Source organism: Sporosarcina sp. P26b (assembly GCF_002743245.1).
Taxonomy (GTDB): Bacteria; Bacillota; Bacilli; order Bacillales_A; family Planococcaceae; genus Sporosarcina; species Sporosarcina ureae_C.
The window spans coordinates 1-12,749 of the sequence record NZ_PDYW01000041.1 but is presented as its reverse complement, the minus strand read 5'-3'; the positions used below and the strand labels follow the sequence as shown (position 1 = coordinate 12,749).

Annotated in this window: 10 protein-coding genes and 2 pseudogenes; 2 read left to right on the top strand and 10 right to left on the bottom strand. The window is 37.0% G+C overall.

Annotated elements, in window-relative coordinates:
• Positions 1 to 95: pseudogene (locus CSV69_RS15975) on the top strand (chemotaxis protein CheV); the annotation flags it as partial.
• A gap of 147 nt (positions 96 to 242) precedes the next feature.
• On the opposite strand, the gene lhgO reads toward CSV69_RS15975, so the two are convergent.
• From lhgO to CSV69_RS15925, 9 genes and pseudogenes are all read right to left on the bottom strand, one after another.
• Positions 243 to 1,442 carry an L-2-hydroxyglutarate oxidase gene (gene lhgO, locus CSV69_RS15970; RefSeq protein ID WP_099693949.1) on the bottom strand — a complete coding sequence of 400 codons (1,200 nt, stop codon included), beginning with the start codon at positions 1,440 to 1,442 and terminating at the stop codon, positions 243 to 245.
• 18 nt (positions 1,443 to 1,460) lie between these two features.
• Positions 1,461 to 2,738: a (Fe-S)-binding protein gene (locus CSV69_RS15965; RefSeq protein WP_099693948.1), complete on the bottom strand. Its 1,278-nt coding sequence runs from the start codon at positions 2,736 to 2,738 to the stop codon at positions 1,461 to 1,463.
• On the bottom strand, positions 2,731 to 4,164 hold the full coding sequence (locus CSV69_RS15960; RefSeq protein ID WP_099693947.1) for an FAD-binding oxidoreductase: 1,434 nt from the start codon (positions 4,162 to 4,164) through the stop codon (positions 2,731 to 2,733). The genes CSV69_RS15965 and CSV69_RS15960 overlap by 8 nt, the downstream gene beginning before the upstream one ends.
• Positions 4,148 to 4,855: pseudogene (locus CSV69_RS15950) on the bottom strand (FadR/GntR family transcriptional regulator). Before CSV69_RS15950 ends, CSV69_RS15960 begins: the two are co-directional and overlap by 17 nt.
• A gap of 58 nt (positions 4,856 to 4,913) precedes the next feature.
• Positions 4,914 to 5,621: a FadR/GntR family transcriptional regulator gene (locus CSV69_RS15945; RefSeq protein WP_099693950.1), complete on the bottom strand. Its 708-nt coding sequence runs from the start codon at positions 5,619 to 5,621 to the stop codon at positions 4,914 to 4,916.
• Between the two features lie 40 nt (positions 5,622 to 5,661).
• The gene (locus CSV69_RS15940) at positions 5,662 to 7,623 is read right to left on the bottom strand and encodes a TRAP transporter permease (RefSeq protein WP_099693944.1); all 1,962 of its coding nucleotides are present in this window, start codon (positions 7,621 to 7,623) and stop codon (positions 5,662 to 5,664) included.
• 59 nt (positions 7,624 to 7,682) lie between these two features.
• Complete coding sequence (locus tag CSV69_RS15935) at positions 7,683 to 8,705, bottom strand: TAXI family TRAP transporter solute-binding subunit (RefSeq protein ID WP_099693943.1); 1,023 nt, start codon at positions 8,703 to 8,705, stop codon at positions 7,683 to 7,685.
• 653 nt (positions 8,706 to 9,358) lie between these two features.
• Complete coding sequence (locus tag CSV69_RS17350; RefSeq protein ID WP_255396892.1) at positions 9,359 to 9,487, bottom strand: hypothetical protein; 129 nt, start codon at positions 9,485 to 9,487, stop codon at positions 9,359 to 9,361.
• A 1,458-nt stretch (positions 9,488 to 10,945) separates the two neighbouring features.
• Complete coding sequence (locus tag CSV69_RS15925) at positions 10,946 to 11,836, bottom strand: LysR family transcriptional regulator (RefSeq protein WP_099693941.1); 891 nt, start codon at positions 11,834 to 11,836, stop codon at positions 10,946 to 10,948.
• A 164-nt stretch (positions 11,837 to 12,000) separates the two neighbouring features.
• On the opposite strand from CSV69_RS15925, the gene CSV69_RS15920 reads away from it, so the two are divergent.
• Positions 12,001 to 12,537 carry a lyase family protein gene (locus CSV69_RS15920; RefSeq protein WP_099693940.1) on the top strand — a complete coding sequence of 179 codons (537 nt, stop codon included), beginning with the start codon at positions 12,001 to 12,003 and terminating at the stop codon, positions 12,535 to 12,537.
• Between the two features lie 70 nt (positions 12,538 to 12,607).
• Here CSV69_RS15920 and CSV69_RS15915 read toward each other — a convergent pair.
• The coding region (locus tag CSV69_RS15915; RefSeq protein ID WP_158232706.1) for an ATP-binding protein at positions 12,608 to 12,749 on the bottom strand (142 nt) is incomplete at its 5' end.

Sequence of the window (12,749 nt, the reverse complement as noted above, 5' to 3'; positions counted from 1 at the left end):
TGAAGCACAAAGGGGACAGCGTCGGAGCTGATGATCAAGTCAGTAAGCCGGAAATTGCTGAATTGGTATTGAAGATCGATAAGTATATATTATAAGAATGAGAGACTTCCGTTTTATGTGGAGGTCTTTTTGTGTCGATAAAGATAGTAATATACTAAAAAACCGTCTTTGCAATGTGAAGATTACAAAGGCGGTTGATTATAATGAAGTTACTATATATAGTATATTACGCTTTCGTATCATTACTTTCTAGACAGAATGTGCTCAACTTTGTCTACCACTTCTCTACCGATTTCTAAAGCTGCAGTAGCTGCAGGTGAGGGTGCATTGCACACGTGGACACTATTTCTGCCGTTAACAATAAAGAAATCATCTACAAGACTTCCATCACTTCTAAGAGCTTGTGCTCTAACACCAGCTGGCCCTGGAATTAAATCCTCTACCCGGATTTCTGGTACTAATGTTTGTGCACTCTCGACAAACTTTTCTTTGCTGAAAGAGCGCTTCATTTCGTCAATACCTTCTTTAGCATACTTTAGCCCAAGCTTCCACATACCAGGATAAGTGGCCATTTCAGTAAAGTCCTTTAAATTAAAAGATGTTTTATTATAAGCTTCACGACTGAAGCCCGGAACTGCATTTGGTCCTACGTCTACATTTCCATCAATCATTCTAGTAAAGTGAACACCTAAGAATGGAAAGTCTGGATTAGGAACAGGATAGATTAAATTATTAACAAAATCTCTTTTCTCTTCCTTTAGCATAAAGTACTCGCCACGGAAAGGAAGGATTTTCATATCAATTAAATACCCAGCCATTTTAGCAATGCGATCACTTTGAAGACCTGCACAATTTAATAAGAAAGTTCCCCTATATGTTTTGCTTAATGTTTCTACTACCACTTCGTTTGGAGATTCAGTAATTGTTACTACTTCAGCGTTATTTTGTATAGTACCGCCTTTACTAATAAAGATTTCTGCTATCTTATTGGAAACTTCTTTATAATTGACTATACCAGCAGCAGGGACATGAATAGCTCCCACACCATTCACATGCGGCTCTTTTTCCAGCAACTGATCTTTGTCTAGTTTGGAGACCATTAATCCATTTTCAAGACCGCGCTGGTACAGGTTGTTTAATTGAGTTAATTCTTTATCGTGCGTGGCGACGATAACTTTACCGCATATGTCATGCTTAACATCATTTGCTTCACAAAATGCACGCATACCTTCACTGCCAGCCTTGGCAAACTTTGCTTTATAACTACCTGGCTTATAGTAAATTCCAGAATGGATAACCCCGCTGTTATGACCAGTTTGATGTGAAGCAATATCAGACTCTTTTTCTAGAATGGTTACTTTAGATTTTGGGTTTCTATCCAGTAGTTCCATACCAACTGATAATCCGACGATACCCCCACCGATAATAATATACTTTTCCATAATTACATTCCTCCATCTTTAGCTTATCTCACAAGCTTCAGCTAGTAACTCTACTAGATGAACTACTTGTATTTTATCCGTCAAGCCATTCTGTTCTACTCCCAAAAGCATCTGTAAATGACATCCTGGATTTGTCGTAACAATCAATTCGGGTATTATGGCAGTGATGTTTTTCATTTTGTCATCCAGAACTAGCATAGATTCTTGATGATGAATGATATTATAAATGCCTGCTGATCCGCAACACATATCTTTTTGTGGTAAAGGAATATAGTAGATTCCTTCTATCTTTTTTAATAATTCTAATGGTGGATCCACTACGTGCTGCACATTCGTTAAGTGACATGATGGTTGATAAGTAGTGACTTTTTCTATTCTCTGACTGAATACTAAATCCAGTTTTGTCAGTATGACACTAATATCTTTGCACTTTTCAGCAAAAGTTGTTGCTCGTTTATACCATGGATCATCAGGCTTGAAATATAATGGATATTCGACTAATGCAGCACCACATCCACCGATAGCGTTAACTATAAAATCAAATTCATATTTTTCGAAGGCTACGATATTTTTTTTTGCGAGAGCAACAGCTCGATTTTCTTCGCCGGCATGGTGTTGAAGTGCGCCACAGCAAGTTTGTTCTTTTATAGTAGTCACTTCACAACCGCCAGTTTCCAACAGTTTAATTGATAAATCATTAATATTTGCAAAGAAAGTATCCATTATACAGCCTGTGAAAAAGCCAATCTTATAAGTAGAAGTTTTGTTCGCAACTTCACTGTTACGTTTGAGAGGGAGCTTCACTTCTGGAGTGACTTTTTCCATCTGTTCTAAAGACTGAGGTAAGATGTTTGTTTTTCGAACGACATTATTCATCTTCGTTTTTTGGAAAACATATAATCCTTTCCCCGCTAATTTCAGAACCTTTTTATTCGGTAATGCATATTGAAAAGCTAGTTTTCTAAGGAGTTTTTCTTTCTTGCTTCTCTTCGCTCTACGATGATCAGATAGTGCATTAACTGCGGAAGTCAGTATTTTACCGTATTCAACATTTGTAGGACAAACCGTTTCACATGCTCTGCAACCAAGGCATAAATCGATTGGATCGGCGAGATCATCTAATGAGATTTTTCCTTCAGCAGCCATTTTGACTAAATTAATTCTTCCTCTTGGCGAGTGGGTTTCTTTTCCGAATGAAACATAGGTAGGGCAGGTAGGGAGGCAGTAACCGCATTGTACACAGTTAAACGTCTCATTATAGGCCAGGTCTTTTATAAAATCTTGTTCTTTAGTCATTTTTCAACACAAACCTTTGCCCGGGTTCTGCAAATATTTTACCAGGATTTAAGATGTTATCAGGGTCCCATGCGTCTTTAATCAGTTTCATCATATGTAGCCCGTCTGCACCCAGTTCACTTTCCATGAAAGTGGATTTCATTAAGCCTATTCCATGTTCACCGGATAAAGTCCCACCTAAGTCGATAGCTGCTTGAAATATTTCGCCGACAGCTAATTCTACACGTGCCATTTCTTCTTGATCACGTGCATCCGCAATAATATTCGGGTGTAGATTTCCGTCTCCTGCGTGTCCGAATACAACCAGATGCAACTGATACTTTTCACGAATCTCTTTTAAACGTTTAAACATATCAGGGATTTTACTTCTTGGTACTGTAGCATCCTCGGATATCTTTGTTGGTTTTATTTTAACGATAGCGGGTGATACTAGCTTCCTTGCGCGCCAAAGTTGCTGAGCTTCTTTATTGTCAGCAGCGATTTTAATACTTCTTGCATTTACACGTAAACAGGCGTCTTCAACTATTTTCATTTCATCGTTTAAGGCTTTTGGATGTCCATCTAGCTCAATTAATAGAATAGCTTCAACATCTGTTGGTAATCCAAGTGGTTCGTATTCTTCAACCGCAATAATTGAATGTTGATCCATTATTTCCATTTTAGCCGGCAATATTCCTGAACTCAGAACCGTCGAAATAGCTTTTCCAGCATCTGTGATTTCATCGAAAGAAATTAATGCGGTTTTAGTTGCGATTGGTTTAGGGATCAATTGAAGTGTTGCTTCCGTAATAATCGCCAGAGTGCCTTCTGATCCTACGACAAGCTTTGTTAAGTCATATCCCGTCACGTTTTTTACCGTTCTGCCTCCAGTATTGATCACCCTACCATCTGCAGTTACGATTTCCAGCCCGAGCACATAGTCTTTGGTTACTCCGTACTTTAAACCACGTGGACCTCCGGCGTTTTCAGCCAAGTTCCCACCGATAGTAGATACATGGGAACTACTTGGATCAGGAGGATACATAAGGCCGTACTGTTCTGCTAAGTTGTTAATAGATGACGTAATTACACCAGGAGAAACTACTGCAACTAAATCATCGGGATAGATTTCTAATTTCGTATTCCATAAAGAGAAATCAAGTACGATTCCACCTCCCACAGGTAGGGGACCGCCACTCAGACTAGTACCACTTCCTCTTGAAACAAGAGGACATTTGAACTTTTCAGCAATTTTCACTATCGCCACAACTTCTTCAGTTGCGGTAGGTTGACATACAACGTCAGGTTTATAAATTCCAAAAGAAGCATCAAATGCATAACTAAAAAGATCGTGTTCGGCCGTTAGTAATCGTTCAGAAGGTAAATGCTGTGCTAAATCATATACGATTGTTTGAAGTTTTTCTTTCACTTTAATCTCTCCGATCATAGTGATGACGAATTTTTATAGAATCTAAATGGGACCACATTGAGTGTTTAGCTTTTTCGGCATCCCCACATAGTATTGCTTCGTATATTTGATGATGCTCTTTCATCACAGTTATAATTTGTGCTGAATTCTCTATGGTATCGGGGCGGTTTTGAATCAGGAATATTCGTGTCCTCTCAGAAATTAAATTCATCATTTCGATTAATAAATTGTTATTTTAAGCTTCTGATATAGCCATATGGAACTCCAGGTCTTCATTTATTGCTTGTTCTCCTGCCTGTTCTGCAGCAACTAGTTTTTGATGAGCCGAAATCAAAGTTTCTTTTTGTGTTTCAGTTATCCTTTTGGCAGCATAAAAAGCAATGTCACCTTCTATCGCTTGACGCAGTTCAATGAGATTTAAAAATTGGATACTTTGGTTCCTTAACATAATAGTCACATCATCATTCATTTGTTGGTTACATGTTGCAGAGAGAAATGTCCACACACCTTGTTTAATGTGCAGTACTCCGTTCGCCTCTAACACAGAGATGGCTTCTTTTACAGTGGTACGAGAAACATTTAATGCTTCAGCCAATAATCTCTCAGAAGGAAGACGTTGACCTGCTTTTATAGAGTGTTCTTCAATGTAGTTTAGTATTGACTGCAGAACCTTTTTGTACAATCTGTCTTCTTTAACAAGTGGTTTCATGTGTATATACCTCGCTGGCCTAGTGGATGGTCCAGTAATAATAAATAAAGAGGGGAGATCAATCTCCCTCTTTAAATTCTCCTAGACGGTTAATGCGGTCATCACCTAATTTAATGCGAGCATTTACTAAATGCTTTTTCATATAAAATGAAGCTCTTTCTTTATCCCTGCACTTGATGGCATTATATATATTTAAGTGCTCTTGATAAACAGATTCTCTTTTGCGCCTTTTTCCAATGTTTTTAGAAAGTGAATACTTTAAAGCCTTTTGATAAAGTTCACTTAAATTTTCAATAGACTGTGTCAAGAAGGAGTTATGTGCCGCTTCCACAACTGCGAGATGAAATTGATAATCGGCTTCGTCTCCGACAACACGATTGTCACTCATAGTTTTCGCGAATTCATCAAGCGCTAAACTTATTTTTTTAATATCTTCTTCGGAATGTCTTTCAGCTGCAAAGTAGGCAGCTTCTGTTTCAAGAACAGTTCTTAGTTCCAATAAGTTATAAATTTCTTTATCGGTAATCATCTCATATGCTACGGTATCCAAATTATTGAGGTGGGTGCTGTCTGTAACAAAATTTCCGCCACCTTGAACTGATTCAACCAATCCAGAAGCGACTAATACGCTAATCGCTTCACGAATAGGAGCGCGACTAACACCGAACATTTTTGCTAAGTCATTTTCCGAAGGTAATTTAGTATTGGGTGGAAATTCTTGATCTCTAATCATCTCTTTAAGTTTTTCTAATATCTGATTAGACATTTTAGTTTTTCGTATAGGAGTAATCAATTTAATATCCCTCTCACGCAGAAACCGGTTGTTTCATAGTTGTGTATTTTTTATTTCTATAAGAATTCCATAACAACAAGATTACTAAAATTGAAATTCCGGTTCCGTCAGTTAATAGACCTGGCTTTATTAATAATAAGGCACTGATTGTAATTCCGATTCTTTCTATAATATTTAACTTCATAGAGAAGTAATTGTTTATCGATACAGCTAGTGCGAAAATTCCAATCAATGCAGTAATGCAGGCTAGTGTAACGACGAGCCATAAATTTTTAGTCCCCGGTTCAGTCTGTAAAATCAAAATCGGATTATAGACAATCATAAATGGAACGATAAAACCTGGTAAAGCTAATTTCAGGGCTGTCCAAGATGTTTTCATTGCGTCTGCTCCGGCTATACCTGCGGCCGTATAGGCTGCTAAAGCAACAGGAGGAGTTACATTTGATAATGCACCAAACCAGAATACAAAGAAATGTGCTGCCAATGGATTAACACCTGCTTGGATTAATGCAGGTGCAGCTGTTACAGCTACGATGATGTATAATGCAGTAGAAGGCAATCCTAAGCTGAGAATTATACAAGTTACCATTACTAGTATCAGGATTATAGCCAAAGAGCCGTTAGCCAATTCTAAAATATTATAAGCAAAAGTAGATCCGAGTCCTGTCATCGTCACGACTGCGATTATGATCCCTATTGAAGCACAGGCAATTCCAACTTGTATCGTACCGCGGGCACCATCAACCAATGCTTCGAAAGCTTTCTTTGGTGTAACACGCGTACTTTTATCTTTTGTTAACCAAGATGCAATAATAACAGAAACAATACCTGCAAAGCCTGCGAATAAAGGTGTTTTACCCACTAATAATGTACCAATTACAATTAGTATTGGCAGTATAAGCAAGCCGCGTTCTTTAATTACTTCTTTGATAATAGGAAGAGAGTCTTTACTTAAACCTTTTAGTCCTTGTTTCTTAGCCTCGATATCAATAGCAAAGATCAATGCAGCGTAATAGAGAATACTTGGGAAAATGGCTGCAATTATAATGGTAGTATAAGATATTCCTAGGAATCCAGCCATAATGAATGCGGCAGCCCCCATAATTGGCGGCATTATCATACCACCAGTCGAGGCGGCGGCTTCTACTGCTGCTGCAAACTGTGGTTTTAAGCCGATTTTTTTCATTAAAGGAATAGTAAAACTGCCAGTAGTAGCAACGTTAGCTACAGCGCTACCGCTTAATGAGCCTGTCAGAGCACTGGAAATAACCGCTACTTGCGCGGGTCCACCCCTGCGACGTCCAGCTATAGCCAACGCCAATTCATTAAAAAATTGAGAAGCACCACTTACTGTTAAAAATGCGCCAAATAAAATAAAAAGTACGATATACGTGGAGGCAATAGACAATGTCATACCGAATACGCCCTCTGTAGTCATATACATTCTGTACAATAGTCGTTCGATAGTGAATCCAGCGTGTGCGAATAAACCAGGGAAGTAAGGGCCAAACATTGCATAGATTATGGCAGTAAAACTGAGTAGTGGAATAAAAATCCCGATTACTCTTCTAGAAGCTTCCAACAACACGATCAATGTAATAACTGCAAATACATAATCCATTGTAATAGCCTGTGAATGGCGATCTACATGAATGGTTGTATAGGAAAGAATAATATAGCCAATGCCTGCAATTCCGGCTATTAAGAGAATGATATCCAGAACAGTCATCTTTTTATTCTTGTTTGCTTTTGAAGAAAGAGGGTATAGCAAGAACGTCAAAACCAGTAAGAATCCTAAAAATATTGCATTTCTATAAATCTCTTGTATATTTGAAAATCCATTAGTATAAATGGCGAAAATTGATAATGCAAACGCCGTTAGAATCATAATTTTTTGGGTTAAACCAGTTAAATTCTTATTACCACCGCCAGTTTCGCGGTCAACTATCTCAACGTCATGCGCTTTATTGTTCATTGTTTATGCCCCCTCCGTGAATAAGAAAAGGATGGAAAGTATTCCATCCTTTATTGTTATTATTTTGCTTCTGGTGGAATTAAATCTTCAGGAATTTCAAGACCGACTTCTTTAAAGTACTTATATGCGCCGATGTGTAAAGGAGAAGGTAGACCATCTAACGCATTCTCCAGTTTCATAACCTTTGCGGAGTTATGAACTTCATACATAAATTCCAGGTTCTCGTATAATGTTTTAGTTAATAAGTAAACTGTTTCTTCATCCAATTCAATTGAGGCAACTAAAAGGTTTGGTTGTGCAAGGGTGTGAATCTCTTCAGTTTGCTTAGGGTAAGTCTCTGCGGGTATTGTATATTCATACCACGCATTGCTAATATCATTAATTGCTTTAGCTTGTTCAGGAGTTATATCAAGTACTGAAGCCTTTACTCCACTTGCATACATATCAGTCACTGCCGCAACAGGAATTCCTGCTGGTACAGAACCTCCATCTAAACGTCCGTCGCGCATCGCTGAAATAGTATCGTCATATCCAAGATATTCAGGTTTAATATCCTTAATTGTTAAATCTATCCCATCCATCATAACTAGAGTAGATTGTTCAGTACCACTTGCTTGGGGTCCAACTGAGAATGTAGTTCCTTTAATGTCACTGATAGTTCCGGTTTCTATCTTTTTATCCATAAGGACAAAGTGTTCGACGTTCGGCCAAATCATAGCGACTGAGCGTAAGTCTTCAAATTTATTACCTTCAAAACTTCCAGTGCCTTGATAAGCTTGTGCGCCAATTAATCCTTGAATGATTGCAAGATGTGCCTCGTTCTTTTTCAGTAAGTCAATATTTTCAACTGAACCTGCCGAAGATTGTCCGCTTGCTTTAATTCCTTCACCTTCAAGTTCTTTTGTCCATAGGTTACCCATACCTACACCGATAGGATAATATGTACCTCCTGTAGATGCTGTGGCAATCGTAAGAAATTGTTCTTTCTTATCGCCATTTGAACTGCTGTCCCCATTATCATTACTACAAGCTGTTAAAGCTACTAAAGCTAAAGATAAAAATACTAAACCAATTTTTTTCAATGAAAAGCCTCCCTTTGTAAGCGCTTTATTTAAAGTTGTAATACAAGCATACAACAATACTTTCTGAGATACAATAACAATATTCAATTATTCTTAATATTGTTGTATCGTAGATGAAAACACTAGAATTTATATATATAATTTGTATAGATCAATTTTAATCATTTTATTAAGTGAGTAGAATTATTCTTGGATAATAACACTAGTAATTGTCTTAAAAGGATATACTACTATCTAATAGAACGTTAAAAGTGTAAAAGTTTTGTTGTTAAATGGACTAAGTGGAGAAAAAGAAAAAATTAATTATTATCTTCTCGTCACTCATCACGGATGATCTGAAGCACAAAGATGACAACGTCTGAGCTGACAATTAAGTCAATGGGTCGGAAACTTCTGAATTCGCATTGAAGATCGATAAATATATTGTAAGAATGCAAGACATCCATTTTACGCGTGAGCGCTGAAAAAGTCTAATATCTAATAATAGAAAAGAAGTGACTGAGCGAAGAGTGATCCGTTCGTACACCGGTTTTCTTTTCTTTTGTTCTGCTTTCAATAGTCTAAGATGAACTTTAATCCAAATATTATTTGAATAATGACCACAATGCCATTTACTTGATCAGTGTGTTCAAATACTGACTGTTTAAATCGAATTATAATTTATCGAGTGCAGCCCTCGTCGAAATATCAAGATACGACATGCCTATCAAATACTTTGTATAGTTGTCAGATAGTATTGCAAGTAAACTTGGTGTGGCAACTTTTAATGGAGTAGTTGGCATGATAGGCCCTGTAGGTAAAGTCAGCCCTTGATATAGCTGACCCCAGATTACTATTTATGCCCGCGGTGGCTCCATTTCAACGCAACATCTTGTAGTTACAATTGTGTTTTGTATATTATGGTATTGTGAAAAAGATACTTTCTAAGTATGACGCTAGGAGATAAAGTCATCAATTCGAGTACCTTGACAAAAAGTCCCCGATTTTGCTTACATTATATGAATTAAGTAATCCCCCAATGTAAAAAAGAGGGAAATGTAGTTGAGAAAGGATTACTCCTTAGTAAAGTGATGAAGGTAGATTTCGCGCAAACCTAGAAACTGTACTATCAACTTCACCCAAAGTGTCACTTTAGGGGATTAGAAAAACTAAGGAGTCCAGTCCGTCATCTGGAAGAGGCGATAGTCGGGAGGTCCCTTTCGAAACTCACCTTATATGAAGTTGAAGAAAATTACAGTATTTCGTGCAAGTGATTGAGGTAGTTAAAACGCAATCAAAGGTCACACAAATCTGGGCCACCAAAGAAAGAGTCAACGTATAAAGAGAAGTAACAGAGGAAAATGATAACCAATGGAGTTATCCAATGATTCGGGTGCTAGCATGGGGCATAATTCGGTAGGCTCCACTTATATTGGTTATAAAACGCTATTACGCAGAGCAAATAATAATAATAGGAAAAATATGGCGAGTAGAATCTTTAGATATTAATAACGAAAAGTAAAGAGGTTAGCATGAGGGGGAAGTGGTTCGGGGTAACGTTGCATATTCTGGAACTGGGATTTTAAAATACTTCAACTTGGAAAAACTCTAATTACCATCCAAGCTAAACATCTTTTTTACCATGGGAAATGAACGAAGAACGATGAGTAATCCAATTCCAATCAATAACGATGTAGGGAGGTTTGGATACTCATCTAGATGTCTGGCAAATCAAAAGGCAGAGACAAGTAAGAAAAGTTAGAGTTATAATTAAAGGAGCAATAAGCAAACCGTGCAGTGTAACAATAAAGTCCCGGAACATAAGGAACAAACACAAAACTGCCATTCAAAAGACCAATGAGTTTAAAAAACTCGCGAAAGTTCGTTATAAGATTGTAAAGAAGGACAGGGAATCGATACTTCAGAATAGCTACAAAACCTCTAAATCATCGAGCTTACTTGGCAGTCATAATACAAGGTGCTACCACTGCATTTGCGATCAATCAGAAGCGGGTCATCAAGTTACTCAACGACAAAGTTAAAATAAAAAATAGAGCACATTCCATCCAAAGAATGAATGGAATGTGCCCTATTTTTTATTCGGGTAAATACTTTTGAAAATAATGTTTAGTAAATTGTTTATTTTTCAGCAGACACATGTAATGCGGAAGCTTTTTAAGTTAATAGTATTCATTTTCAGTATACTCGACGTGTTTTTAGTTGGATCTCTACTATCTTCTGATAACTATATATTAATAAAATCATAAATTTTTTGAAATACTAAATTTCTCTTTTAAAAATTGGTAAAAGTTAACAACCGCGGGAGGTCGATAAGCATCGTCACGTATAGCTAAATTAATATTTCTTAAATGGGCTTTATTTAAAATAGGGATGATCTTAATAGAAAGGTTTTCTAATCCTTTTAATTTTGGTACTAGGCTAACTCCAAGCCCTTCCTCAACAAACCCCGCCACTGTGGCCACTTCTTGGCATTCAAAAATGGTGTTTGGCTGAAAACCAGCTTCATTACATATTTTATCTATAGTATTACGCAGACCGATTCCTGTTTTAAAACTAATAAATTCCTCATGCTCTAAGTCTCGTAAATTAATTGTTTTATTATCTTTTAAATGGTGGTCGTTAGGTAAAATCACGAACATTTCCTCTGCGAAAAGCTTGAAGTGGCTAATACCATTAGGGAATTCCCTGTCCATCAAGAAACAGAAGTCTGCCCCTCCTGTTAATAAGTCTTCTAGTAATACGTCTGTCGAGCTTTGTAATAAATTAAACTTTATATCAGGAAATTTTTTGCGATATTCTCCAATCATTTGAGGAATAAATGTATTTCCCAATGTATGAACAAATGACAGATTGATTGTTCCAGCATGCGGATTGATCATTTCCTTTACAGTATTTTCAGCTTCATTCAACAAAAGAAAAGCTTCTTTTACTCGTTTATAGTAATACTCTCCGTATTTGTTAAGTTTAGTAAGTCGGGGTTTGCGATCGAATAGCTTTACGCCAAGTTCATTTTCCAACTGACTAATCGATTTACTTAAATTGGGTTGCGAAACAAACATTATTTTCGAAGCATTTGTAAAGCTTTCCTCTTCAGCAACGCAAATGAAGTATTCTAGCTGTTTAATATTCATAATGCCACCTCATTATACATAAATGGAATAAAAAAACACTTTATCTATTCTAATTTGTTATGGATTCTATAATTATTTTATATTAGTTTAAAAATTTTTGCAATGATACGATATGTATGTACTAAAAATTCAAAAAACTAATAATTGAAGTTGGAGGAGATAAAATGGCGTCATCAGTTTACGATTCCGTATTATTTAAAGATTCATTTGGAACAGAGAAAATGCGTGAGATATTTTCAGCAGAAAGTCTGGTTCAGAAATGGCTAGATGTGGAAGCTTCCCTTGCGAAAGCAGAAGCAAAATTAGGTATAATTCCTGAAGCTGCTGGAAAAGAAATTGTCAATAAAGCGAAATTAGAAAATATCGATTTAGAAGAGTTAGGAAAAGAGATGAAAGAGATAAGTCATCCAATTGTCCCTTTGATCAGACAATTGACGGATGCCTGCGAAAGCGGGTACGGCGAGTTTGTACATTGGGGTGCAACAACTCAGGATATCATGGATACAGCAAATGTTATGCAAATTCGTGAAGCAATTGAAGTGTATGAAGAAGGGATTCTAGCGATTCAGAAGATTCTCGTTCAGATGATTGAAGATACTAAAGATGTCGTACTGGCAGGACGTACACACGGTCAACATGGATTGCCTATTACGTTCGCCTATAAAGCATCTGTTTGGCTTGCTGAAATCAACCGGTTGTAACCGTCAAGTAGAATTCAACAGTTTTCGATAAATAACTTTCAACAGTTTTCATCAATTAAGACTCAACACTTCATTCTTTAAAAAGGGTTTTTCTGTATTTCATCCGAATGCTATCCTGCTCTTCACTAAATGTAAGAATTTCGCTGCGATGAAGAAGACGATCTAGGATTGCAGTAGTCAGAGTTGGGTCACCCAAGAACTTTCCCCATTCA